The organism is Halorubrum sp. GN12_10-3_MGM (assembly GCF_005435235.1).
GTDB classification, from domain to species: domain Archaea; phylum Halobacteriota; class Halobacteria; order Halobacteriales; family Haloferacaceae; genus Halorubrum; species Halorubrum ezzemoulense.
On the sequence record NZ_SGUB01000021.1, the window covers coordinates 33,683 to 58,705 of the forward strand.

A 25,023-nucleotide genomic window follows, 5' to 3' on the forward strand; every position below is an offset into this window, starting at 1 on the left:
GGAGGCCTCCTTGACTGGTGTAGTTGGGAGACGAGTCGGGTCAGCGATCAGCCCGGGTCGCGGCTCTTGCCGGAGATCAGTACCCTTCGCGCTCGATACCGGTGAACTGATCTAACAACTCGTCTGCGTCGGGAAGTAGCCGACAGATGCGGTCCCGCAAACTGTCGGCCTGCTCGTCAAGCGACGAAAACTGATCGTGGTCCTCGAGACGGTCCTGTGGCAACTCAGCGGCGATAACCGCTCGCTTCGATTCGACTCCGAAGTACTGACCGAGGAGTTCGTATGCGAGGACCTGACACTGCTGGTCGACGGCGGCTCTGATATCTTCACGGTCGACTGGTTTACAGAGGTAGTCGTCGAACGGAAGTTCGAGAAGTTCTAATCCCGGGTCGATGGCGGTCACCATGATAACCCGAGTGTGAATGTCGTGCTCTCGTAGCTCACGGAGGATGTCGTCACCAGATCGATCCGGCATGTGCCGGTCAAGGAGAATTACATCCGGCGGGTCAGACTCGTCGACCGCAGACAACGCCTCGGGACCGCTGTAAGTGACTGTGACATCAGCCACTGCGTCCAGCCGGAGGGCGTACGCGTCGGCGACCTCCTTCTCATCGTCAACGAGCAGCACCCGCGGCCTGTCAACATACATGTCGGCCGTCACGTGGTGTTAGTACTCACTACAGCATTTAATAACCCGGCTTCTAAGACAGTTTCTAGTGGGTGTACACGCCGGGCGACGGTCTGCTTGGTTTCTCCCCATCCCGAAGAGATGACCTTCTACTGGCTACGTGTCACCGACCGGGGGGCGGGGCGGAGGCGAGGTGGGATCCCCTCATCACCCGTGGGAGCGCTCAGGCGCGGATTGTGATATCACCGTCGTCCGTTCTCGCGGTCAGTCGGCTGGTACCTCGTTCGACGGTAGCGTGTAGCTGTGTCTCTGTTCGTCGGTGAACGCGGAACTGTGGGGCTTGCTTCGGCACAGAGAACTCACCAGTGCTAGTGTGAGCAGAGAGGGTCGCGCTGAGCTCCTCACTGAACCGGAGCAACAGATCGCCGGCAGACGACTCAACGAGAGCGTCGTCGGCCACAGCCGGGACATCGGCGGTGATATCTCCGGTCTGTGTCTCCAACGCTGCCACGCGCATTGGGTCACGCACCTGAATCGTTCCCTCCAAAGTCGTTGCGGAGAGGCCGCCTTCGGTCCCATCGACAGTGATGTCTCCTTTCGTTGACCGAGCGGCGACCTCACCGCGCGCGCGATTGACGGACACGTCACCCTCGGGAGCCTCCAGTGTCGCCCCGTCGGTGACTCTGACGCTCGTCACGTCCCCATGATTGGTGTGAAGCCGATGAACCGCGACGCTGGGTGGCACTCGGAGCTCTAGGGCGACGCGGCCACCGCCTAGACCGAGTAACTGCGGTTCGTCAGTTGTGATCTCCAACCGATTCTCGACGATCTGTACACTGGTGTCGAGCTCGTTGAGGGAGACGCCGCCGGTGGCGTGTTTCTGCGAAACGATTTTGATATCGTCACGAGGCTCACCGATGAAGGCGATATCGCCCGTAGCCTCAGTCACGCTGAGGGCCGCGACTCTGGACGGATCGACCGTCCGAGTATCACGGGTCTGTTCTCGTTCCATTTGGCGGACGGATCCGCACCCGGCAAGAACGCTGCCCACACCGACACCAACCGCACCCAGCAGTCCTCGGCGTGTCGAAATGATGTCCGCGAGTCTACGTTCGGTCATGGTGGTAACCGATCGGAGCAGGGAGGGGATCACGGCGCAGGGGAGCGGTTGGCGATCCAACGCACAGCGGGTTCTCTTCGGCACGGGAACGCGAGGACCAGTCGGAAGGCCACATACAATAGCCGACATTCATCACTACAATCAAATATAGAATCGTATCCGTTTCTGGGCCTGAAACGGTCCCGAAATGTCATACAAGATCTGTCGGTTTAAGATGACTTTCCGAGCGTCTACGGCCATCATGCGAAATATCAACGTCGTCAAGCGTTGGCGCTGGCGACTCGTTTTGTGCGGTAGCAGGTTGAACAAACGGAACAAAGGCACTTGTCGTAATCACCACCGCTAAGAACACGGCACTAGTCGCTTGCTGTTAGGGGTCTATTTTGAGAATACCTAATTACTATACAAACCAAGATTTTTCTTCTTAAACGACACTCATAACGAGTGTGACAGGAATCACCGGTTGTGATCTGCGATTAAGAGAAGTGAGTCTAGTGTAGCAGGTTTCAGCTGTCGTGAGTGATGTACTCAGCCTCCCAGTCGGCTCTCGCCTGGATTTCTCTTTCGCCGCGGCGGGTGAGTGAATACTCATTGGTGCGCTTGTCCCGCTGGCTTTTCTCAACAAGCCCTTTCTCAACAAGGGTGTCAAGATTGGGGTAGAGCCGGCCGTGGTGGATCTCTTCTTCGTAGTAGTCCCCGAGCTCATCTTGAATTGCCAGCCCATGTGGGTCATCAAGCCCGGCGGTTATGTACAACAAGTCACGCTGAAAGCCCGTAAGATCGTACATACCTTGATATCTGTGTTCTACATTTAAAAAATTATTATTCCATATAAATCTATCAGTCAAACTATAGCTGCTGGGCCGTTTCCTTGCCGATTGACTTCCTCCCACGGCTGAAGCCGTGGGATTCCTCCGGTGGGGATGTTGGCTATGCCGAACCCACGGAAGCAAGTTTCCCGTCGTCTGGGCTCCGGTTTGTGCGCTCCTCGTTGCGACTTGCCCTCTCGGGAGAGTGTGATACTCCCGACCAGTTGTGGTCGTCCCACCTGAGACGCACGGGCCGAACTATCGACCCAGCTTCAATTTCGTCAGCCTGTTGTTCGAGGAAGGTGCGAGACGCGCACAGGTCTGCGTGGGCTTCGTGACTACACGGACACCGGAATACGTCACCGCCCCGGTCGGTGTCGTCCTGTTCACCATACGCCGGGCAGGTCCGGATTGTATCGGCTTCTGACCGCATCTCGACGGTGATACCGTATTCCCCGGCTGTGTGTGACAGGCGTTCGATTGAGATTGATGGCGCAAAGGCCGAGCTCGATTCCTAAGGACTCCTAGAGGGCGTCAGCACGGAGCAATCCCTAGAGAACGCACCGGTCCTGTGACGGAACCTAGCCGCGCGCAGTCCAAATACTGATTAGCATGACGATTCCACATATACGGAAGAATGCCCGAGAAGCAGACGGATCCCGACTGGAATATCTCCGAGCGGGACACGCTTATTCTACGGGAGCTTGCGCGCGACCCACAACTCACCTCCCGTAGCCTCCGAGACCTCCTCGAAGAAAAGCACGGCATTGACGTCTCCCATGTGACCGTTAGCGAGTCAATCCGGCGAATGCGGAAAGACGGCGTGTTCCGCGAAGCACTTGTTCCAAACGAGGAGAATCTCTTCTTTTCGTTGTTCGAGTTCCAATTTAACCCAGAAGGGTTCGAAGAGAATTGGCGAGAAGCACTCGAACACGTCCGATCAAGCCGCCATACCTTCATGTACTTCCTCTCGGATGGCGATTACCAGTGGAAGACGATCATGATGTTCGAAGATCGCGAACAGGAGTCAAAGTGGATCCACGATTTCTACAAGGAGTACGGAGAACTCATAAATAATCTTCGTAATTCCGTCGTGACGAACGTCCTCAAGTTCGGGACCGACCCGGAGTTGTTCGAGGTGTTCCAAGAAGACAACGGGGAGGAATGACGACCAACGCTCGTTGTCAAGTCAGTCGAATTCACCGAACCGAGTGACAGGCGCTAACTCCTCAGTGGGTGGATCCTCAAAGGCATCACGCGCGATCGACCGCCGGTGGACCTCATCGGCCCCATCAACGATCCGGAACTGCCGGACGTTCTCGTGGAACCGGGCAATCGGCAGGTCGTAGGCGATCCCGTTACCGCCACAGAATTGGAGGGCGTCGTCAATCGCCTCCTGGGCCACGTTCGCTGCGAAGGTCTTAGCCATCGCCACCTCGATGCGCGCTTCGTGACCATCAGCGATCCGTCTGGCGGCGTGGCGCACCATCGTCCGGGCGGCGTGAAGCTCGGTGCGGCGATCAGCGATTCGGAACCGTGGCCCCTGTTTCTCCGAGAGCGGTTCACCGAACCCTTCCCGTTCAGAGAGATAGGCGGTCGCAATGTCGAGCGCACGGTCGGCCATCCCGCCGTATCGCATACAGTGAGTAAGTCGAGCCGGACCAAGCCGCTGTTGTACGAGCTTGAATCCCTCATTCTCTTCGCCGAGCGTATTCTCAACCGGCACTCGAACGTTGTCAAACCGGATTTCGGCGTGTGTTGTTCCGACTAAGTCTTCGCCAAGGTGCGGGATATTCCGAACGATTTCAACGCCGTCAGTGTCAGCGGGCACCAAGATAACCGAACAGCCGGCGTATGGATGTGCCTCCTGGTCAGTACGGGCGAAGGTCAACAACAGGTTGGCCTCAAGACCACCAGTTGTCCACCACTTGTGCCCGTTGATGACCCACTCATCGCCGTCCTTCTCCGCAGTTGTTCCCAGCATCTTCGGATCCGATCCCCCGCCCTGCATCGGCTCGGTCATCGCGAACCCGGAGTCAATCTCGCCAGCCGCAAGCGGACGGAGCCAGCGCTCCTTCTGGTCGTCAGTGGCCGCGATCTCGAGGGTATGCATGTTCCCTTCATCCGGTGCCGCACACCGAAGCGCGGTTGGGCCGAGTAGGCTTCGCCCCGCCTCCTCGAACACAGGGAGCATCTCACGGAATCCGAGACCAAGTCCGCCGTACGCTTCGTCGACTTGCGGAGCGTAAATCTCTCTGTCGCGTGCGGCGTCACGCAACGCTTCGATTTCAGCTGGTGGGACCGGTCCCCTACCAAGCCACTCGCGCTCGACAGGAAGCACCGTTTCCTCAATAAATTCCCTGACGGCGTCGGCGACCTCGGGTCCACGTCCGATATCGTTGTACTCCATACCAGATATTGATTAGCAATGTAAATAGTGGTTCCGGCTATTACCCCAAAAAGCTATAATAAGCGAAGCTGATCTCCAAGTCAGCGAGAAATTAATTTACAATGTTAGTCGAATATCCCGTTACCAATAAATCCGTTCGCTTGGAGAACAGGCCAACGCAGTCATCGCTCGCCACGCATCGAATGGGGGTAGAACGGTCGTGACTGATACTAGCTATCTTGACCGGCTGGTTGACGATGACGCGCTCAGTGAGTACCTTACCGAGGAGTTCGGGGAGGTGGATACGTTCGACGTTGAGCGACACGCAGAGGGGCACTCAAATGAAACGCTGTTCGTCACGTGGGGCGACCACGAACTGGTGATCCGACGACCGCCGCCCGGTAAGACGGCTGACACCGCCCATGACGTACTCCGCGAACACCATGTCGTCGACGCACTTTCCGGCACCGGCGTTCCGGTACCCCGGACGTTGCGCGCTTGCGACGACCCCTCAGTGCTCGGAAGCGACTTTTATCTCATGGAGCGTGCCGACGGCAGCGTATTGCGAGACGCCGAAGCAAGTCGGTTTGCCAATCCCGACGCACGCAAGCAGATCGGAACCGAACTTATCGACACGCTTGCGGCTATCCACGCCGTTGATTACGAGGCAGTTGGACTTGCCGAATTCGGTCGCCCAGAGGGATACACAACTCGACAAGTCGAGCGGTGGACGGAGCAACTTGAGTGGGCCTTTGGGACAACGGAGTCTGTCAGAGAAGTTCCTGACCTCGTGGCTGTCGGTGAGTGGCTCGCCGACAATGTCCCAGATGACCATCCAGAGACGCTCGTCCACGGAGATTTCAAACTCGACAATGTGATGTATGGGCCAGGGACACCGCCAGAGGTCGTTGCTGTGTTCGACTGGGAACTGTCGACGCTCGGTGACCCACTTGCCGATCTCGGATGGCTGCTGTTGTTCTGGTACGATGAGGGTGACCCAGACCCGGCGATGCCAGATTTAATGTCGACGTTCACAGCTCGCGAAGGGTACCCGACTCGCTCGGAGGTAATCAATCACTATGAGACAGCAACGGGACGTGAGTTCGTTCACGAGCGGTTCTACCGCGCACTCGCAGCGTACAAGATGGCTGGGCTCGGCGAGATGTTTCTCGCGAGGCACCTAAATGACGATAGCGACGACCCACTGTATCCAAAGATGGAAACACAGGTTCCCGAGCTCGCGTCGCGGACACTCGCGTACATCAACGGAGAGACGGAGCGGCTGTAGTCCCCATTGACCATTGTCACCCAGCCGTCTCACCGTGCGGTCCAGCCACCGTCCGCAGCGAGTGTTTCGCCGGTAATGAAACTCGCTGCGTCGCTTGCGAGGAAGACGACGGGGCCGGCAATCTCCATGGGGTCGGCAAACCGGTCAAGCGGTGTCCGGTTGAGGATCGACTTTCGAAGCCGTTCGTTCTCCTGTAGCGTTTCAGTGAGGTCGGTTGCGACGTAGCCGGGGGCAACCGCGTTGACCCGCACATCTGGTGCCCAGTCCATCGCTACGCTCTTTGTCAATCCTACGAGGCCGTGTTTCGACGCGACATATGGATGCTGTTTCGGCAGGCCAACCTCTCCCGCAACGCTCGCGACATTGACGACACTGCCACCTGCTTCCCGGAGATGGGGGCCGGCAGCTCGGAGCGTTCGAAACGATCCTCGCAGGTTCACGTCGAGAACACTATCGACCGCAGCGGACTCAATTTCAGTCGGGTCACCAAGCGCGTCTCCAGGGTTGAACCCGGCGTTGTTGACGAGGATATCGAGCGAATCAAACGCTTCCACCGTCTCTTCAAACAGCGTTTCGACGTCATCACCATCGGTCACATCGGCGGTGATGCCGCGGGCTTCGACACCTAGATCGCGGGCTTGGTCGGCAACAGCCTCAACCTCAGTAGCTGTCCGCGCCGAGGGGACGACCGTGGCTCCCGCAGCAGCCATCCCGAGAGTTATGCTGCGTCCGATGCCGCGCCCGCCACCAGTGACAACAGCAACCTGGTCCGAAAGGTCTGGAAGGACATCCACTGGTGCCATGTCAGCTCCGGCCGCGGTCGTATCATCAGTGGTCATTGGCCACCCCCATCGCCAGGCGCATACGGGAGTTCCGGCTCCTCGATGGTTTCTCGAAGCGTCTTCTTATCGAATTTCCCGGTCGCAGTTTTCGGAATCTCCTCACGGATCTGGACGTCGTCTGGAAGCCACCAGCGTGGGAACTCCTCTTGGAGGAACGTCCGGACAGACTCTACGTCAATCTCACAGCCCGCTTTCGGAACGACAAACGCCAACGGCCGCTCCTGCCAGCGTTCATGTGGCGCCGCAATGACGACCGCCTCGGCAATGTCACTGTGTGCCATCAAGGCGTTCTCCAGTTCGATGCTGGAGATCCATTCACCGCCGGACTTGATGACATCCTTTGCCCGGTCAACAACTTCGATGTAGCCGTCTTCGTCGACGGTGGCGATGTCCCCAGTGCGGAGCCATCGGCTCCCGCCGTCATCTGCTTCGACGAAGTCCGTCTCGTTGGCCTCCGGTCGGTTGTAGTACTCCCCAACAACAGTTGGACCGCGAACAAGCAGCTCACCGAACGCCTCGCCGTCCCATGCGACTGACTCGCCGTCATCCCCGACAACTTGCATCTTGAGGCCGGGTGAGAGTAACCCCTGCTTCGCTCGTTTGTCGAGAGCCGCTTCGCGGCCGTCGGTGGCAGTCCCGGATGTCGGCCGGGAAACTGAGCCGATACTCATCGTTTCGGTCATCCCCCACGCGTGTTCGATCGTCACCTCATATTCGTCTTCGTAGCGTCGCATCACCTCCCGTGGGGCAGCACTGCCGCCAACGATGATACGCTCAAGCGAGGATAGGTCACCGCCGTGCTCATCTAGGTGATCAAGGACATCGATCCAGACTGTCGGGACCCCCGCAGTGAGCGTCACCTCCTCAGACTCAATCAGATTGACGAGGTCAGCGGGATCTGGAGACGGCCCTGGGTAGACCTGCTTTGCGCCGGCCATCGTCACAGCATATGGGAACTCCCAAGAGTTCACGTGGAACATGGGGACGACCGGCATCACAACGTCGTCCTCAGCGACGTTGAGCGCAGCGGGCGTCATCACCATCATAGCATGGGCGTAGAGCATCTTGTGGGTGTACTCAACACCCTTCGGCTTCCCTGTCGTCCCAGAGGTGTAACACATCCCGGCTGGATCGTCTTCCGAGAGCGGTGGCCACGACGCTATGGGATCTGTGTCCGCGATCAAGTCTTCGAAGGCCGACAGCGGCAAGTCTGCCTCGGTCTTCGGCACCGTGTCATCCATGACGACGACCTCGCGTACCCCCTCGATACGGTCCCACAGGCGATCGAGGATCGCCACGGCATCACGGTCAACAATCAGTACGTCGTCGGCGGCATCGTTGACGATGTACTCGACGTTGTCGTCCTGTAACAGGAGATTTACCGTATGGAGCTGCGCGCCAGAGAGCGGAACCGCATAATACGCCTCGAGATGTCGGTGGGTATTCCATCCAAGCGTCCCGACTCGATCGCCGGACGTGACACCGAGATCGGCCAGCGCGGCCGCAAGCCGCCGGACACGATCGCCAAAGTCGGCGTAGGTGTAGCGATCGATCCCATCGTGGGTGCGTGAGACGACCTCAGTCTCGGGGAAGAGCCGAGTGGCCCGCCAGAAGAACGGACGGAGTGTAAGCTCCTCAGGCATCGGCAGTCCCCACAGAGAGGTACGTCTCAAGCAGGTCCTCTCGGTCCCGAATCTCATCGACCGTCCCATCGAAAACAATCTCTCCAGTATCCATGATATATCCCCGTTCGGCAAGTTCGAACGCGAAGTCGACGTTCTGCTCAGTCAATAGGACGGTCACGTTCTGTTCAACAACAGTCTGGACGATTTCTTTAAGATCGTCAACGATCACCGGCGCGAGCCCCTCCGTCGGTTCATCAAGCAGCAATACATCTGGTGACTGGACAAGCGCGCGAGCGACCGAGACCATCTGCTGTTCGCCGCCACTGAGGTTCCGTCCGTTGCTATCACGGAGATTGTCAAGCGCAGGGAACAACTCATACATCTCTTCAACCGGCCGCGGATCGCTTGCTAGGTTATGTGCCAAGCGAAGGTTCTCTTGGACGGTCAAAGTGGGGAACACCCGGCGATCTTCCGGCACGAGCGAGATTCCCAGTCCATTAATCGCATCAGATGAGAGTCCCGTAATCTCCTCGCCACGATACGTAACAGAGCCGGACCGTGGGGGAGACGCACCAATGATCGAGCGCATGGTGGTCGTTTTCCCTGCGCCGTTGCGTCCGAGTAGTGTCACTACCTCGCCTTCGTCGATCTCTAGCGAAACCCCGTGAAGGACGTGGCTGTTCCCGTAGTACGTGTCGATTTTGTCGACTGTGAGTATCGTCATACGCTATCACTTCCGAGGTATGCTTCGGTTACCCGTTCATCCGCCAGCACATCTTGTGGTGTCCCGTCTGCGAGGATCGCTCCCTCGGCAAGCACGACAATTCGATCAGAGATGTCAGTGACGACATCCATGTTATGTTCAGTTACCACGAATGTTGCGTCGAGGTCCGCATCGAGTTCCCGGATCAACGAGACAATCTCCGTGACTTCAGTCGGATTCATGCCTGCGGTGGGCTCGTCCATCAGGAAGACGTTCGGCTCGATAGCGAGCGCCAAGGCGATCTCGACGGTCCGTTTTTCGCCGTGACTCAACGTGTCGCAGGGTGTATCTGCGATGTCTGTGAGCCCAGTGAGCTCCAGTATCTCCTCGATGTCGGCCTCAACGGACTCATCACCAGTTGCCCGCGAGCGGAAGTCAAGTCGGGTCCCTTCGTGGCTGATCCGAGCCACACGGACATTTTCGCGGACAGTGAGCCCTTCAAAAATATTCGTTATCTGGTACGACCGCGAGAGTCCTGCCTGCGCAACTTCGTGCGGCTCCGCATCGGTAACGTCAGTAAGTTCGTTTTGATCGCCGCTTCGAAGCCAGATAGATCCGCCCGTTGGCTGGAGCACACCAGTAAGGAGATTATAGAATGTCGTCTTTCCAGCTCCATTTGGTCCGATGATACTGGTAATTTTGTCGTCGTCGATCTCGATAGAGACGTTATCGACGGCGGTCAGTTCTCCGAACTGTTTGCGGAGATCGTCTGTCTTGAGGACGGTTGTCACGTGTCATCACCTCTGTCAGTCGCCATGTTATCGTTGCCCGGTTCGTCCTCGTGATCTGACGCAGCCGAGGCCTGTTCACCGGGGTCAACGGTATTCTCTCGTCCACCAGGGTCACTGTCGTCGTTATTGCCGAGCACTCGATCGCGGAGCAGCAAGAGGCCACCAACAGCACCCTGCTTGAAGAACAGCACAACTGCGATGAGCAACGCGCCGAAGAACAGCTCCCAGTAGGCCTCCAGAGCCGGGAAGCGACTAATCGCCCACCGGATGTACAGGAAGATAAATGCGCCCACGAACGGGCCGTAAAAGTAGGTCGCACCGCCGATGACGGTAGCGATAACGGCGATTGCGCTCGTCGACCAGTGGGTCAGTCCTGGAGAGGCAACGCTGGCGAGCCCCGCGCGAAGGACACCTGCAATTCCGACGACTGCTGCCGAAATTATGAACGTCATCCAGCGGTGGTGGCTCGCATCGATCCCGAGCGCGGCCGCCCGGTCAGGACTCTCTCGGATCGCCTTACAGATGGTCCCAAACGGTGAGTTGACGATGCGCCATACTCCGTACGTTGCCGCGACCACGGTAATGGTCGAGATTACGTAGTAGATCCGCCTGCCACCAATCCGAAGGCTTGTACCGCCGAGGTCTACAGTCCCGAGGAGAACAATGACCCCGTCAGTACCGTTTGTCAGTCCCGCCGGATCTTGGATGATGAGCGAGTAGCCCAACATCCCAAACGCAAGGGTGATCAGAGCAAAGTAGATCTCCTGTAACCTGACACTGAGCCATCCGACAGGCACAGCGACGATGATAACGAGTACGAGGCCGACAACGCCACCAATCATGAACGTGACGAGCGGCGAAATTCCGGTACCGACAATATCAGCGATCATCGGTCCTAGGTCTCGCAATACAATTGCGATCCCGTACGCGCCACCCGCGTAGAACAGGCCGTGGCCAAACGACAGCAGACCGGTGTACCCGTACAACAGGTTGAACCCGAGCGCGAACAGCGAAACTACGAGGAAGTCGGTGAACAGGTAGACTTGGAACGGCGGCGCAAAGGTGATCAAGATTAATGCGAGGGCTCCAAGGACGCCAAACCGCTCACGGGTCCAGCCCTCGGCGACAGCGGATCTAAACCGGCTAACCCGACTGCTGGTGTCGGTCGCGCTCATTCGCCGATCCCCCCGAAGAGTCCCTCAGGACGGATCAGCAACACGATCACCATCGCAAGGAATGGAATCGCGATGCTGCCGGCACTGATAAACTGCGGGCCGAGACTCTGCATCATGCCGATGAGCATCGCACCGACGAACGCGCCGCTCATTGAGCCGAGGCCGCCGATGACCACGACGATAAACGCGTCAATGATCACCTGATCACCGAGGGCTGGGCTGGTCGACTGGAGCGGTGCGGAGAGCGCTCCACCAAGGCCAGCCAGCACGCTACCGAGGAAGAAGACCCCAGTGTAGAGCCGCGGCACGTCGACACCGAGCATGGCTGCCATCTCACGATCTGAGGAGGTCCCTCGGACCAGCGATCCAAAGTACGTCCGCGTGATGAACAGCCACAGTCCGATGAGCACCGCGACAGCCAAGCCAATGACGACCAGCCGGTACGCGTTGAACGTACTCCCGCCGAACGTCACAGAGAAGTTGAACACGTCTGGCGGATCGATCGAGTACGATCCCGACCCCCAGATGAACCGGACTGTCTCGTGAATGACGAGTACGAAACCAAACGTGACTATCAGCTGGTCAAGGTCAGAGTCGACACGGTCATACAGCCGCCGGATCGCAGAGAATTCGATCACGGCACCAACGATACCAACGGCTAAAGCGCCCACCACAGCGGCGATCCAGAAGTTGTCAATGACGTTCGAGACCACCGCTAGGGTGACGTACGCACCGAGCATGTAGAACCCGCCGTGTGCGAAGTTGAGCACACCGAGTACGCCGAAGATGAGACTCAGCCCAACCGCAATTAAAAAGAGGCGACTCCCGAGGCTGAGCCCGATGACAACGTCAGAGATACCGATCAGTGGAACGAGTGATGTGAGACTCATAAAAACGGCAAGAGGGTTAGATACCCGTCGGCAGGTCAGAGTCGCCGAGTGCTTCCGACAGCACGTCGGGACCCGCCTCGTATCGGTTCACCGGGTCGAGGACGTTACTTTCCCACTCATCGTCATATGTGACGGTGCCCCAGACTGACGCGACCGTCGCTTGGTTTGTCTCGCTGAACTGGTACTCACCGACTGGGCCCGAGTGCTCCATGCCGGTGAATTCGTCGACGAGCGCGCTGGCCTCTGTGCTACCGGCTGATTCGATCGCGTCTTTGTACAGATAGAGCGCGCGGTATGCTCCCTCGGCATTGTACGTTGGGAGCGTGCCGTACTCCTCGTAGTACGCCTCACGGAACGAGTTGTTCGTCTCTGAGTCAGGGACGAACGGATCATACCGGGTGGATGCGTACTCTCCCTCCGGGAGGGGGCTGCCGTCGCTGGGGTAGTCCGTCCCCATCCCGACACTGAACAGCGTGTGGTCGATCTGGTCGAACCAGCCGGCGTCCTCAGCCTGCCCGATGAACGTTGTGAGGTCAGCCCCCCACAGTGGGGTGAGTACCGCGTCAGGGTCGGCGTCGAGGATGGAGCTAATAAATGGCGTGTAGTCACTCGTCGCCAGCGCCGGGAACTGCTCGGCCGTGAACTCAGCCTCGACACCGAGTCCGTCACAATAGGCCTGGAAGTAATCCCACGTCTCGTACCCGAAGGCGTAGTCTGGCCCAATAGTGGCCCATTCGGTGGCATCGAGTTCCTCGGCAACACGCGCTGCGCCGTACACGTCTTGTGCGAGACTGTTGGAATCGCGGAACACGTACTCGTTCCCAACGGAGTCTTCATGTTCACCCTGCGGCGAGGTGACGAACGGGGTTGCCGCGTGCGTGATCATGAACGGGACCTGAAGTTGGGAGATTTGTGGCGCAACTGCCTGCGCAACGCCACTCGAGTCGAGCCCAAACAGTCCGTCGACGTTGTCCTCTTGGACAAGACTACGGATCTGCTGGATTGCCGTGTCTCCGCTTGCTTCGGTGTCACGGACAATCACATCGACCTCCCGCCCGTCGATACCGCCGTTGTCATTGATCCGCGACTGCGCAAACTCAATTCCCCGTTCTGCCTCTTCGCCGTACAACGAGGCGAACCCTGAGAGGATGTATGCGGCACCGAGCGTTACGGGCCCACTGTCGCCACCACCGCCTGAACAGCCGGCGAGTGCGACCGCCGTCCCCGCACCGGTCGCCTGTAGGAACCGTCGCCGCCCAATCGGCGATTGACTTGCTGAACTCGTCGGTGTCTCCCCAGTCTGCTTTTCCTTGTTTTCGTCATCCCCAATTTCGGTTTCCATTGTTAACAATCGTCCGTGAGTGTCGCTCACTACATAAATGTGTAGGTCCATGACACACCATCCCTTTATCTCGGTTCTGTGTTCCGCTAAACACCCCAGTACAGAATTAGATCGTCAGTTCTGAGTGCCGGGCCGGTTACCTGAGCAGCTATCAAACGTGACCAATGTTAATGTACCTGTGTTGCGTTCCCAGATCGCATGGATGTAGTGAATCCAGCAACGGGGGCTCGTGTTGAGACATACGACGATCACGATGAAGACGACGTTGAAGCGGCCTTAGACCGGTCAGAACAAGCATTCAAAGACTGGCAGACCCGCCCGCTTCGGGAGCGAGAGCAACTTCTGGCGAACGCGGCAGAGGTGCTCAGAGAGAACAAACAGGAGTACGCCGAGACGATGACGCGGGAGATGGGTAAGCCGATCTCACAGGCGGTTGGCGAGGTTGAAAAGTGCGCGTGGGTCTGTGAGCATTACGCGGAACACGCAAGTGCGTATCTCGAAGCCGACCACCATCCGAGTCCTCCGGGGTCGGAAGTGAAAACCGAACACGAACCGCTCGGAACTGTCTTAGCGGTGATGCCGTGGAATTTCCCACTCTGGCAGGTGTTCCGCTTTGCCGCACCGTACCTCACCGCTGGAAACGTGGGGATTCTCAAGCACGCGTCGAATGTACCTGGGTGCGCGCTCGCAATCGAGGAAGTGTTCCAGAAGGCCGGGTATCCTGATGACGTCTTCCAGTCGCTGCTGATTCCATCGGATCTCGTAGATAATCTCCTGACGGACAGTCGGGTTCGGGCCGCAACGCTGACAGGAAGTGGTCCAGCTGGACGTGCGGTAGCCGCGAACGCCGGTGACCAACTCAAAAAGACCGTCCTCGAACTTGGAGGGAGCGACCCATTCGTTGTCCTCGACGATGCGGACCTATCGGCTGCGGCTGAGACAGGCGCTTGGGCGCGGAATCTAAACGGTGGTCAATCGTGTATTGCCGCGAAACGGTTCATCGTCCACACGGACGTATACGATGAATTCCTTGGCTCACTGACCGACGAAATGGATTCGCTCGTTGTGGGAGATCCCGCAAACGAGGAGACCGATATCGGGCCACAGGCCCGAGAAGATCTTATGGAAACTCTTCATGAACAGGTCACCGCAAGCGTCGAGGCTGGAGCGACGCTCGTGACTGGCGGTGAGCCTCTCGACAGAGAAGGAGCCTTCTACCCGCCGACCATCTTGACTGATCCCCCGGAAGGGTGTCCCGTCGACACGGAGGAGACATTCGGCCCAGTAGCTACGGTTTACGAGGTTGACGACGAGGAGTCGGCGATCACCAAGGCTAATGACACACCGTTTGGACTCGGAGCCAGCGTTTGGACGCAGGACCGCGACCGCGGTGAACGTGTGGCAAGCCGTATCGACGCGGGCTGCGTGTACGTGAATCAGTTGGTGAAGTCCGACCCACGGGTTCCGTTTGGCGGTGTCAAGGACTCAGGCTATGGCCGGGAACTCTCCGAGGCTGGGATCAAGGAGTTTGTCAATCGCAAAACCGTTTGGATCGAATAACATCGGACAAGTTGGGTAGCGGCTTTTAGGGGTGCCTTCGTCAGGTGGACAGCATGCCGAAGTCAATAGCGCCCACATTACCGAGCCATTTCCCTAACTGCCGAGGGCTTGAGCGGTCGCGTTCTCTGTACCAACGGAGGTGTTCGTGGGTGTCCGTATTTCGAGCGATTCGTCGTCGTACACTCTCATGGTCTCAATTACAGTACCGTTCTCGGCAACTCGTTGGACGATAACCGTCGGCGTCTCCGTAGGCGTCACTGGGTCTGTTTCGGTAGGATTCTCGACCGGTGTCTCGCCAGCGAGGAACTGCGAGATCGCGTCAGTCTCTTCGAACGAATCGACGTTCCCGGACCGTGCGTCTACAAACGCGACGTACGCGATCCCGCTGTTATCTTCGGGGACGACGCGCACTTGCCAATACTCTCGATCGTCGATGACTGTGAGAATGGGTTCGGCTGGCGAAAAGCGGTCCCAGTCTGTCTGTGGCGCTGATTGCCGCACGAGATCTGCTGCTCGCTGTGGGCCGAACAGCGAGTCAGTTGGGATGTAGCGTTCGAAGGTTCCGGTTTGGCCGTCGATTGTCCACAACTCTTGGAGACCCTGTGCGTCGCCGTACGGTTCGACAGCAACAACGTACTGCGGCCCCGACTCAGAGAGAATGAAGAACGGCTGGTCGTTTCCGTCTCCGGGAAGCGGCGCGATCTCGATTTCATCTTCGTGGCTCGTATAGGTGTTGAGGATTCCATTTCGGTACTTCGTTGCCGCGACCGATTGAAGCGCCAGTTTCTCTGGATACAGTTGCTGAGTGTCAAGGATTGGGCTAGCCGCAGCCTCAGAGGGAGAGAGCATGTCGATCGAACCGCTTGGATCAATGACGGCGACGCCTCCCCAATGTGGTGTCGAGTGTGGTAACGGCGTCAAGTGGAATGTGGGCTCAGTGTATGGGACGGTGATGTATTGAGTCTCATTGTGGATGACCATCTTCGGATCACCGTAGTCCACGAGATACGCCTGCGATTTGAGGAGCTTCCAGCGGTAGTTCCGATAAAAGATCGTTCCGACGCCAGTTTCGAGCTCGCCGTCTACGGACCGTACATTCGCCTGCTGAGTTGTCATATCGACAAGGACAGTTCCGGCTTGACGCTTTGTGATCGTGTTAAATAGGCCATCCGGAGCGAGCGGAGCAGCCCAGTAGGGAGTCCCATTCACCACGCTGATATCGGTCTCCCCGACGCGGTACTGCGGCCGGTTGAGTGTGTTCGATGCGTACCGTTCGGCGACCGCTCGCGTGACAATTCGGGGATTGTCGGCGTCAACATCGTCGAGTTGCTCAACAGTAGCCGTCTGGCTCATTGTTTGGTCGCTTAATGTGACGCCAGCGACTGCGTTAGCGACGGGCATCAGCGCGAACGCAGCGATCACGACGACGACTACACCGACACGAAGTGGGGTAATCGTGTGGTCGCTGCTGGAGAGCGTGTTGATGACGGTCTCAACGCGGTCGCCCGCACGTACGGTAACCCACGCCGCGATACTACCAGCAATGATGCCAAGCAGCAGTAGCGGCGTCGTATACACCGTGTAGATGAGGCCATGGAGCCACGGCCGGAAGAACCAGCCGACGGCAACAGCAAGAATCCCAACAATGCCAAGCGGAATCCACGGTGGCGCCGACTGGTCTTGATCCGAGTCATCTGATGGCCAGTCGGCCAGATCGGTATCGAAGGGTTGTTCGTCTGAATCATCGGATGGAGGGCGTTCTGACATTCGTATGGGGCGTGAAATTATGATCTTGAACCTTGTATGTATGAGTTGCGAACCAACCCGCAAATTAGGTAGTAACTTCGCCGAATTACGAATTGACACAAATTCTACCAATAAGTAAGATCTTATCCTCGCTTGGGAGGGAGGCGATCCACTCAAAATCGGCTCGTGAGATGATCCTTTGATCGTGTACCGCACTTGCCAACCACTGGGACCCCAGCGAAGTGTTCGGAAGGTCTCCCGAAGTCACCAATCACGCACCACTATGTTCCACGCAATGTCCGCCACTTCGCGGCGACGAACCCTGCCACGATGAACCCGAACCCGGCGACGGTCGCCGGCGTCACTTCCTGCCCAAGCACGAGCCAGCCGGCCAGCGCTGCGAACACGGGGATGACGTACTCAATGAAGCTCATCTCGATGGGTCCGAGGTCGTCGAGTAACGTGAAATAAAGCAAGAAGCCGCCGACGCCAGCAACGGCAGAAAGGTACGCAAGTGCGGCGAGTGCGGACGGGGTCCACGTGGCGGCCGCGAACGATTGACCGGGGACTGCGATCACAGCGGCGTGGAGCACGACGGCGCCAATAGCCATCATCCACGCCTGCGTCGAGAGGAACGGCATCGACGGCGACCTGCTGTGCGTGACGACCGCGGCGACGGCGAACGCAAGTGCGGACGCAAGCACGAGCGACACTCCGAAGACGCTGTCCGCGAGATTCGCGGGGTCGGGATCAGCGATGACGACGACGCCAACGAATCCAAGCACGACGCCGAGTCCGGTGGCAGCGGTAAACTCTTCCTCAGTAGAGACGAGCCGCGTGAGCGCAGGTGTCACCACGGGGACGAGACCCAACAGAACGGCCGCGACACCGCCCGTGACGTACCGCTGGCCCGCGAAGAGGAATGCGTGGTGCGCACCGATTGTGAGCGCGCCACCGACGAACACGTAGACGTAGTCGTCCCGAGTATGGGGACGGATATCCGCATCGGAGGCAACCACAGCGACGAACAACAGTGCGGCAGCGATGTCGAAACGCACGGCCGCAAACGGCACCGCAGGGAGATCAGCCAGGCCGACGTCCGTCGCCATGAACGCGGTGCCCCAGACGGCACACAGAAGCAAGAATCGGCCGGCCGTCCCGTAGCGACTCATTCACGAGGAGGTCGCCGCCAACAGCGAAATATCCGTCGGACCGCGCCAACTCTCGAGTGACCCGATGCGCCTAGCGACGGCGTCGACTGCGAAGTAGATGTAGACAAACAGACCTCAACGCTGGGTTAGCGCCCATCAGGGCTTCTAGGGTGATATAAATACCACCAGTCTAGGTGATCAGCAAGCCCGTTCAGATGACCCCGCCGTTGACATCCTCCTCCGCGTAAACGCGGAGGAATCCTGAGCGTTGGAGATTTCAGGTTTACAGTTCCACCGAACTCCGACACGGTGAGAATCCGTGTGGGGTTCACGGACTGTGACGGGTGGGACTGCTGGGAGTGCCAAGCCCCCGGTACTCCTATCCTCTATCGTGTTCGGACTCCCGGAGTTGTTTTTGCCTCGGGGAGTCCGGCAGACTTCGCTGGACTTGGAGTTACTTTCTGTGGTGCGTACAGCAGTCGGGCACTGCGTCGGTTCATTATAAGAACCGACCGTTCACCCAACTGGTTCCGATTACTGTCTCATTGCTTGGGGCGGACAGGCCGCCATCGTAGGACTAACGGGAGTCGCTCTGTTCCCAGTCTGATTCCTATCTATACGTGGGATTGCCTGTCGCTTTAAGATGCGGATTACCAAATCTCAGTGTGGCTATTGTAGTGTAGATTGACTCCGAGTTGTCGGATTCATCCTGCGGCTGAAGCCGCAGGTATTCTCCTTGATCTATATAACGAGCAGTCCAATGATGAGCAGCAGCGCCGCGACCACGCTGCCGCCCGCCAGTAACGGGTTCTCCATCGCCTTCTCGTGAAGTGGCATCTCGGCGTATTCCTCGCGGAACGTCTCGAGATTCTGTTCGCCGTAGAAGTACTTCGGCTTCAACGCGAACCGTTCGGTCACCGCACAGCCCGTACAGACCGGCTCACCTTCCACCCGTTCGGTCTTGATGTGGCTGCGGCAGGCGATCGCCCCGCAGTTCGGACAGTAGGTGTAGGTCTCGTCGATACCGCTCGTCTCGCAGTGGACGCACCGATGAATCCCGTCCTCCAAGGTGACCCGTGAAGGGCCAGCAGCATAGTATTCGTACGGATACGAATACTCTTGTAGCTCGGTCGTCTGCCGAACCTCAGGGAGATACACCGGCTCGATCGATTGCACAGAGATATCCGAGAGATTCGGCTTACACGTCTTGTTGTAGGTGACGTTGTTGTCGCCGGTATAGGTCACCGTCGTCGTGTGATAGTCCTGAAGCCGGTCAACAGCCCACTCCTTGTACTCTGTTTGGGTCTGCCCAAATCGGCGCTCCTCGACGTCGTCGAATACCTCGGTTAACTGTCCAATATCGAGGGGGACCGCCGCGTGGAAGTTCTCGATGACTAGCGTCGCGACGTCGTCGTCGGCCACCTTCGGATGTCCACGGTCAGCGTGGACGACGAACTGTGTGCGATCGTTGATCCGGTGGATGACGCCTACCGATGTCTCGAAGACAGCGTTCGTGTCCGCGGTGACCGCAACCACCGGGCGGAACGTCACCGTCGAATGTGGCTCCGGAAGGTCGGCGGCCTCGATGTTCTCGATGTCACGGAACCTCTCCTTGACGGGGGTGTCGACATCTGTTGCCGGATCGTGGGGACGTAGCGTCTCGTCACAGAGAATCTCAATGCGACCGTTATAGAGATCAAGCCCGATCTCGTCGGCGATCTCCCGGAGAGCCTCGCCGTCGAGCAACTCGATTGGGTGGGGGTCGTCGTTCTGTTGGAGTCGGTTTGTGTACTCCTGAGCAGGGTCCGTGAACCGGCCAGTCGTGACGACCATTCCGCGTTTGGGGCCGTCAAAGTCGAACGTCGCGATCGCCGAGTGGAGCTTCTGGACGACTGGCCGCCCGACCGTCCCCGTGTGCTTACACTCGACGACGATTGCTCTCCGTGTTCCGTCGATGACTTCCTCCATCAGGACATCTCGGCCCTCGTCAGCTGTCTTCTCAGCTTGGCGGACGTTCTCGTAGCCGAGGTTGCGGAAGACATCTTCTATCAGGTCCTCGAACTCGAACCCCGAGAGGTCGTCCAGTATAGCCATCCGACTGTGATTAGACAGTATCTTGTTATAACGCCTCTGTACGCGCACAGTCAGCAGAATCTCACCGTGATCCAAGCCGCACTCGCCTACGACGAGGCCAGCCACCAGCTCGCGGTATGAACAGGGACGACGGTGCCGGCGAGTTCGATCCGATCTGTCTCCCGGCGCTTCAGTGTATTCGTGACTGCTGGCTCGAACCCGAATCGCTCGTCGGCGACGACTACGAGATTATCACGTTCTAAACGGTTCGGCGCGCTCACCCGACACAACGCTGACTCGGAGACGGCGTCAACTCCGCGAACAGCACCCCTATTTTTGCGTACGTCATGTCCTCAATGACCGCCGGTTCTCCTGACTCGCCTCCCCTCTTGCCGGTCGGAACGGACTTATCCGGACATCAGGCTATCTCAGGGTATGATCAAACTCACGCGGGCAGCGTACGATGACATCATGTATCGGGCGTACAAAGGCGGCGAGGCAGAGATCTGTGGCGTGCTCGCTGGCGAACACGGCACTGACGGTGACAAGAGCGTCGTCACAGGGACGTACGCTGCTGAGAACGTCGCGGAAACACCAGAGATCCGCTACCTGATCGACCCCGAAGAGCAGCTTGAGCTGATTGAGACCGTTGAGGAGGCGGGTCTTGACGTGGTCGGGTTCTACCACTCGCACCCGACCGGACCGGCGCACCCGAGCGAGACGGACGCCGCACAGGCCACGTGGCCGGACCACTCGTATGTCATTTGCGCACTTGACGGCTACCCCTTCGTCGGCTCGTGGCGGTGGCGCGACAACGAAGAGGCGTTCGAACAGGAGACCGTCTCGATCCGAAGCGAGCGCTGAACGAACCCCGCAGACGGCGAGTATTCTCACAGCACTCGGCACGCGGTCTCTCAACGGGAAACGGCGAGACCGGCGCTACGAACCATCCGCGTCTCGGAAACTCCCCGGTTCGCGTCGCCCCAAACCGGGTCGGAGGGAAGCCTCTTACTCGATCGCTTCGATCTCCGGTTCGGCGTCGCCACCAGCGTCAATCGCGCAGGATGCCTGTACCCCACGTCGTGGACGGACTCGATGGCCGAGTCATCGCCACAGACCGGGCAGTCGTCCTGCTTGGGGATCTCGACCTTGTCGAACTCCATGTCGAGGGCGTCGGAGAACAGCATCGACCCGTCGAGGGTCTCGCCTTTGCCGATAAGGTGTGTCAACTACCCCACCCTACTTCGCTCACTCTGAGGGGTTCGCTCGTGGAGAGTGGGGCTTGTCCATGAACTCGGCCTCGAACCCATCCAGGTAGGCGGTGAATCCGCCACTCGGCGTCACTGTTCCAGACTTTAGGGCATGCTGACTATTGCCCGTCCAGCGAGACGACTGTTGGCCCCGACGGACATACCGCATCCAGGTGTTCTTCGCCGCGTTGTAGTCCGCGTTCGCTTCCGACTCGCACTTCACGCACCGGAAATCGGTGCGGGTCGCGCGATTCTCCTCAGCTGTGAAGCCACACTCGGCGCACCGCTGTGACGTGTACGGTGACCCGACTTGCTTCACTGAGATACCTTTCGCTTCGGATTTATACGCCACTTTCTCGTACAGCGCTCGGAACGCCCGCTTGTGACCCCACAACGCACCTGTGCGATCGCGGATGTGGGTTAGGTTCTCGAAGGCTATCACGTCGGACTCATATCGGAGGGCTTCGTCCACGATAGCGTTCGACGCTCGGTGAAGTACGTCACGCACGTAGCGAAATTCCCGGCCACTCGACTGTTCGAGCGCCCGATGGGCGCTTCGCGTCCAGGTCTGTTGGAGTCCGGCGCGTACTTTCTCGAACTCGCGGAAGTCGTGAGTCAACTCCCGCCCGGTGAAAAAGAAGGCGGTGCTGGTGACAGCGAGGTTTTGGATACCGAGGTCAACCCCGAGGACCGTCCCGTCCTCGGCGGTGTTCCGCTCCGTACTGTTCTTCTCCCGACGGAAACCGATAGTGATTTTCGAGCATAATGTGAGGGTTCTCCGGCTTCACATCTTTCGCATCGGCGATTCCTTCGATGATTTTCTCAACTACCGTCTTGTCCGTACCGTCACTTGTCTCTCACGTGTCAGAGACCCGTCTAATTCGCAGTTTTCAGTGACCGGCTGTTTCGGACAAAACGTATCTGAAGAATAGAACTTCAACAGAGCTTCACCGCCAGAACCGCGGCTACTCGTCCGGTTCGTCGACCAGCAGCGTGTTCAGTACCAGCGTGGAGATACCGCGCCGGAGGCGTTCGGTGACGGCCTGATCGGAGATGCCGAACGAGTCCGCGAGCCCCTGGGTGGAGATCTGCCGCGGGAGCGAGTAGTAGCCGGCCTCGACGGCGGCCGCGAGGGTCTCGCGCTGCGGAGGCGTCATCCCGTACCACGGACCGGCGTCCGGCTTCGTGGGGTTGTAGATGCGCTCGATCGAGACGTCGATGTCCTCGTCGAGGTAGAACTCTTGAAACGACGAGAGCGCCTCGTGGCTCGGGAACCTGAGTTCGAGCCCCCACGTGTCGGCGGTTCCGGTCGCACCCAGCAGGACCGCGTCCAAGTCGAGGATCCGGCGGAGCAGCGAGGCTTCCGAGGGGTCCCAGTTCAGCGCGTACAGCGTCTCGTCCTCGTGGGTGTCGACGAGCTGGATGTCGTTGACCGAGGGGTGTTCACGGACGGAGCGCTCGAACGTCTCGCGGACTTCGTTCTGGATCCGAACGAACGGCGTGGGTTTCCCGCCCAGCGGCACCATCGTTTCCAGCGTGAGCTGCGTCGGCTCTTCGATCCGGAGGATCCGTCCCAATTCGAATTCGACAGATGGAATAGTCAACTCAACGATAACGCTCATCAGATACAGCACTGTTCTGTCGCAAACGCGTTAAAAACTCGGTAGAAACCTTCTACTGGAGCGCGATTCACCTTGGTGTACCATGTGTTTCGGTAGTATTATCCGTTTAGGAGACCTATCGATAATCGTAGAAACAGACGACTGCGGTCTCTGTTTGCGCGGCGGTGAGTTTCGCGACAGCATCGTATCGCAGTCGAGTGTACGTTTCATCATGACAACTGGCGACTCATCCGAAGACGACATATCGAGTACAGAGGAGTTCGAGGTCGCCCTCGGTCGGGTGCTCTGCGACGCCCTCGAGAACGGCGTCGATCCCCGCGGAACGTGGGAGTATCGGACCGAGGGCACGGGTTCCGACATGGAAGTCCTGGTGGTCGAACTGGCAGACTGACGCCCGCGGCCTCGCCGATTGGTTCTGGTATAAATACCTTGGTAAGCCAGTCCGAAGAGACTGGTAACCGGAGCGTAATCCCCTCGTGTGACAGACGATCCCGACCCCGCGACGAACGCCCTTGATCCTCCGACGAACGCCTCTGAGTCGGGAGACCCCGTGGCCCGTCGCCTCCTCGAAGGCGTCTCCACGCACGCAATCTTCATGTTGAACGCCGACGGGAACATCGTCGCGTGGCCGGCGCCGGCGACGGCGCTCTACGGACACGACGCGACGGCGGTCCTTGACCGACACGTCCGGATGCTGTTCGCCGACGACGAGGGCGAGGCGGACTCCGACTCACTTCCCGGGGACTTCTTCGCGGAGCCGAGAGAGGAATCGGTAGAGTTCGAACACTGGCACCGGCGCGCGGACGGCTCCGTCTTCTGGGGCACCCTGACGCTGTCGCCGCTGCGGAACGGCGAGTTCCGCGGGTACGCGGCGATCAGCCGGGACACGACGACTGCGAAGGAGTACGAGCGGATGTTAGAGCGGCAGAACGACCGCCTCAAGGAGTTCACCGATATTCTCGCGCACGACCTTCGGAACCCGCTGAACGTCATCGAGGGGAGCCTGACGCTGTACGAGGAGGCCGGTGACGAGGAACACCTCGAACGGATCGGCGAGACGACCGACCGGATGGCACGGCTCGTCGACGACCTGCTCCGCGTCGCGCGACAGGGAAACGTCGTCAGCGACCCGGAGCCGACTGACGTCGGCGAGGTCGTCGAGGCCGCCTGGCGGAGCCTCGGTGGGAAGTCGGGAGCGGCGCTCACCTACGAGCCCGTCCCGTCGGTGAGCAGCGACCCCGACCGGCTCCGCGAGCTGTTCGAGAACCTCTTCCAAAACGCGACGGACCACGGCGGCGACGACGCAGCGGTCCGGGTCGGGCCCCTCGACACGGGCCTCTTCGTCGAGGACGACGGCCCCGGGATCGCTGACGGCTGCGAGGAGGAGGTCTTCGACCACGGTTTCACCACGCGCGACGGCGGGCACGGCTACGGCCTCTCGGTCGTCCGGACCATCGTCAACGCGCACGGTTGGGACGTCGTCGCGACTGAGGCAGAGAGCGGCGGCGCGCGGTTCGAGATCACCGGGATCGACTTCCTCGGCTGACGGAGGAGCCGACGGACGCCAGCACGAGCCGCGGAACGAATGCGGCCTCCGCCCCTCGGCGGCAACGGGATCGAGGCCACCGACATATTTTCCATTTCCACCCTCGATTGGTATAAACTGGCTCTGTTGAAATACTTCAGAGCTGATAGAAGCTACGTGCGAGATACAGACGATCTAAATCACGAGTCAGCCGATAGAACGCGCTTGCGTATGTAACAGCCAGCCCGATGGAGTCGAGACGGAATTGACATCCTCCTCCGCGTAAACGCGGAGGAATCCCGAGCGGTGGGAGTTTCAGGTTTACAGTCCAGTCAGTGGACTACCAGCCCTTTCGGGCACGGGTAGCCCCACAGTGTCGGACTGGTGGACTGCTGGCCATGCCAACTGGCCGTTACCCCTATCCTCAACCGTGTACGGCGTCCCAGTGTTGTTTTTGCCACGGGGACGCCGGCAAGCGTCAACGGACTTGGGGG

Annotated in this window: 23 protein-coding genes and 2 pseudogenes; 7 read left to right on the forward strand and 18 right to left on the reverse strand. The window is 58.9% G+C overall.

Annotation, left to right across the window (positions count from 1 at the left end):
- Positions 1 to 76: 76 nt before the first annotated feature.
- The 4 genes and pseudogenes from EXE47_RS14075 to EXE47_RS14090 all read right to left on the reverse strand — a co-directional run.
- On the reverse strand, positions 77 to 649 hold the full coding sequence (locus EXE47_RS14075) for a response regulator (RefSeq protein ID WP_089309274.1): 573 nt from the start codon (positions 647 to 649) through the stop codon (positions 77 to 79).
- A gap of 202 nt (positions 650 to 851) precedes the next feature.
- Positions 852 to 1,640: a DUF4097 family beta strand repeat-containing protein gene (locus EXE47_RS14080; RefSeq protein WP_241988224.1), complete on the reverse strand. Its 789-nt coding sequence runs from the start codon at positions 1,638 to 1,640 to the stop codon at positions 852 to 854.
- Between the two features lie 614 nt (positions 1,641 to 2,254).
- The gene (locus tag EXE47_RS14085; RefSeq protein WP_049933141.1) at positions 2,255 to 2,536 is read right to left on the reverse strand and encodes a helix-turn-helix transcriptional regulator; all 282 of its coding nucleotides are present in this window, start codon (positions 2,534 to 2,536) and stop codon (positions 2,255 to 2,257) included.
- 142 nt (positions 2,537 to 2,678) lie between these two features.
- Positions 2,679 to 3,038: pseudogene (locus EXE47_RS14090) on the reverse strand (zinc ribbon domain-containing protein); the annotation flags it as partial.
- Between the two features lie 156 nt (positions 3,039 to 3,194).
- Here EXE47_RS14090 and EXE47_RS14095 point away from each other — a divergent pair.
- Positions 3,195 to 3,725 carry a winged helix-turn-helix domain-containing protein gene (locus tag EXE47_RS14095; RefSeq protein WP_049933140.1) on the forward strand — a complete coding sequence of 177 codons (531 nt, stop codon included), beginning with the start codon at positions 3,195 to 3,197 and terminating at the stop codon, positions 3,723 to 3,725.
- 21 nt (positions 3,726 to 3,746) lie between these two features.
- On the opposite strand, the gene EXE47_RS14100 is transcribed toward EXE47_RS14095, so the two are convergent.
- A complete protein-coding gene (locus tag EXE47_RS14100; RefSeq protein WP_089309263.1) occupies positions 3,747 to 4,967 on the reverse strand; it encodes an acyl-CoA dehydrogenase family protein in 1,221 nt (406 codons plus the stop codon).
- A 199-nt stretch (positions 4,968 to 5,166) separates the two neighbouring features.
- Here EXE47_RS14100 and EXE47_RS14105 point away from each other — a divergent pair, with 199 nt between their 5' ends.
- Positions 5,167 to 6,234 carry a phosphotransferase family protein gene (locus EXE47_RS14105; RefSeq protein WP_089309264.1) on the forward strand — a complete coding sequence of 356 codons (1,068 nt, stop codon included), beginning with the start codon at positions 5,167 to 5,169 and terminating at the stop codon, positions 6,232 to 6,234.
- 29 nt (positions 6,235 to 6,263) lie between these two features.
- On the opposite strand, the gene EXE47_RS14110 is transcribed toward EXE47_RS14105, so the two are convergent.
- Genes EXE47_RS14110 through EXE47_RS14140 form a run of 7 tightly spaced genes read right to left on the reverse strand, consistent with a single transcriptional unit; the run spans position 6,264 to position 13,602 of the window.
- Entirely contained in the window at positions 6,264 to 7,073 is an 810-nt protein-coding gene (locus EXE47_RS14110; RefSeq protein ID WP_089309265.1) for an SDR family NAD(P)-dependent oxidoreductase, read from the reverse strand.
- A complete protein-coding gene (locus tag EXE47_RS14115) occupies positions 7,070 to 8,719 on the reverse strand; it encodes a long-chain fatty acid--CoA ligase (protein ID WP_089309266.1) in 1,650 nt (549 codons plus the stop codon). Before EXE47_RS14115 ends, EXE47_RS14110 begins: the two co-directional genes overlap by 4 nt.
- Positions 8,712 to 9,425, reverse strand: coding sequence for an ABC transporter ATP-binding protein (locus EXE47_RS14120; RefSeq protein WP_049933134.1), 714 nt, complete (start codon positions 9,423 to 9,425; stop codon positions 8,712 to 8,714). The genes EXE47_RS14115 and EXE47_RS14120 overlap by 8 nt, the downstream gene beginning before the upstream one ends.
- Positions 9,422 to 10,195, reverse strand: coding sequence for an ABC transporter ATP-binding protein (locus EXE47_RS14125; protein WP_049933132.1), 774 nt, complete (start codon positions 10,193 to 10,195; stop codon positions 9,422 to 9,424). Before EXE47_RS14125 ends, EXE47_RS14120 begins: the two co-directional genes overlap by 4 nt.
- Positions 10,192 to 11,370 carry a branched-chain amino acid ABC transporter permease gene (locus EXE47_RS14130; protein ID WP_049933130.1) on the reverse strand — a complete coding sequence of 393 codons (1,179 nt, stop codon included), beginning with the start codon at positions 11,368 to 11,370 and terminating at the stop codon, positions 10,192 to 10,194. Before EXE47_RS14130 ends, EXE47_RS14125 begins: the two co-directional genes overlap by 4 nt.
- Complete coding sequence (locus tag EXE47_RS14135) at positions 11,367 to 12,260, reverse strand: branched-chain amino acid ABC transporter permease (protein WP_049933129.1); 894 nt, start codon at positions 12,258 to 12,260, stop codon at positions 11,367 to 11,369. The genes EXE47_RS14130 and EXE47_RS14135 overlap by 4 nt, the downstream gene beginning before the upstream one ends.
- Before the next feature lie 16 nt (positions 12,261 to 12,276).
- Positions 12,277 to 13,602 (reverse strand): ABC transporter substrate-binding protein, encoded by a 1,326-nt coding sequence (locus tag EXE47_RS14140; RefSeq protein WP_049933127.1) that lies wholly within the window; start codon positions 13,600 to 13,602, stop codon positions 12,277 to 12,279.
- A gap of 198 nt (positions 13,603 to 13,800) precedes the next feature.
- On the opposite strand from EXE47_RS14140, the gene EXE47_RS14145 reads away from it, so the two are divergent.
- The gene (locus EXE47_RS14145) at positions 13,801 to 15,162 is read left to right on the forward strand and encodes an NAD-dependent succinate-semialdehyde dehydrogenase (protein WP_089309267.1); all 1,362 of its coding nucleotides are present in this window, start codon (positions 13,801 to 13,803) and stop codon (positions 15,160 to 15,162) included.
- Positions 15,163 to 15,255: 93 nt separating this feature from the next.
- Here the strand turns inward: EXE47_RS14145 and EXE47_RS14150 are convergent, their stop codons facing one another.
- The 3 genes from EXE47_RS14150 to EXE47_RS14160 all read right to left on the reverse strand — a co-directional run bounded on the left by EXE47_RS14150 (position 15,256) and on the right by EXE47_RS14160 (position 20,153).
- Positions 15,256 to 16,929 carry a hypothetical protein gene (locus EXE47_RS14150; RefSeq protein ID WP_089309268.1) on the reverse strand — a complete coding sequence of 558 codons (1,674 nt, stop codon included), beginning with the start codon at positions 16,927 to 16,929 and terminating at the stop codon, positions 15,256 to 15,258.
- A 260-nt stretch (positions 16,930 to 17,189) separates the two neighbouring features.
- Positions 17,190 to 18,080 carry a DMT family transporter gene (locus EXE47_RS14155; protein WP_089309269.1) on the reverse strand — a complete coding sequence of 297 codons (891 nt, stop codon included), beginning with the start codon at positions 18,078 to 18,080 and terminating at the stop codon, positions 17,190 to 17,192.
- Positions 18,081 to 18,800: 720 nt separating this feature from the next.
- Complete coding sequence (locus EXE47_RS14160; protein ID WP_089309270.1) at positions 18,801 to 20,153, reverse strand: restriction endonuclease; 1,353 nt, start codon at positions 20,151 to 20,153, stop codon at positions 18,801 to 18,803.
- Positions 20,154 to 20,269: 116 nt separating this feature from the next.
- Between EXE47_RS14160 and EXE47_RS19230 the strand changes: the two genes are divergently transcribed.
- Both EXE47_RS19230 and EXE47_RS14165 read left to right on the forward strand, forming a co-directional pair.
- Positions 20,270 to 20,395, forward strand: coding sequence for a hypothetical protein (locus tag EXE47_RS19230; RefSeq protein WP_255509803.1), 126 nt, complete (start codon positions 20,270 to 20,272; stop codon positions 20,393 to 20,395).
- Between the two features lie 172 nt (positions 20,396 to 20,567).
- Positions 20,568 to 20,996 (forward strand): desampylase, encoded by a 429-nt coding sequence (locus EXE47_RS14165; protein ID WP_089309271.1) that lies wholly within the window; start codon positions 20,568 to 20,570, stop codon positions 20,994 to 20,996.
- A gap of 50 nt (positions 20,997 to 21,046) precedes the next feature.
- Here EXE47_RS14165 and EXE47_RS14170 read toward each other — a convergent pair whose 3' ends face one another.
- From EXE47_RS14170 to EXE47_RS14180, 3 genes and pseudogenes are all read right to left on the reverse strand, one after another.
- A complete protein-coding gene (locus EXE47_RS14170) occupies positions 21,047 to 21,319 on the reverse strand; it encodes a hypothetical protein (protein WP_241988221.1) in 273 nt (90 codons plus the stop codon).
- A gap of 61 nt (positions 21,320 to 21,380) precedes the next feature.
- Positions 21,381 to 22,130: pseudogene (locus EXE47_RS14175) on the reverse strand (RNA-guided endonuclease InsQ/TnpB family protein); the annotation flags it as partial.
- A gap of 217 nt (positions 22,131 to 22,347) precedes the next feature.
- Positions 22,348 to 23,004 carry a helix-turn-helix domain-containing protein gene (locus tag EXE47_RS14180; protein WP_089309272.1) on the reverse strand — a complete coding sequence of 219 codons (657 nt, stop codon included), beginning with the start codon at positions 23,002 to 23,004 and terminating at the stop codon, positions 22,348 to 22,350.
- 211 nt (positions 23,005 to 23,215) lie between these two features.
- On the opposite strand from EXE47_RS14180, the gene EXE47_RS14185 reads away from it, so the two are divergent.
- On the forward strand, positions 23,216 to 23,395 hold the full coding sequence (locus EXE47_RS14185; protein ID WP_049933472.1) for a hypothetical protein: 180 nt from the start codon (positions 23,216 to 23,218) through the stop codon (positions 23,393 to 23,395).
- An 87-nt stretch (positions 23,396 to 23,482) separates the two neighbouring features.
- Positions 23,483 to 24,550, forward strand: a complete 1,068-nt coding sequence (locus EXE47_RS14190; protein WP_089309273.1) for a nitrogen regulation protein NR(II) — start codon at positions 23,483 to 23,485, stop codon at positions 24,548 to 24,550.
- Positions 24,551 to 25,023: the final 473 nt, after the last annotated feature.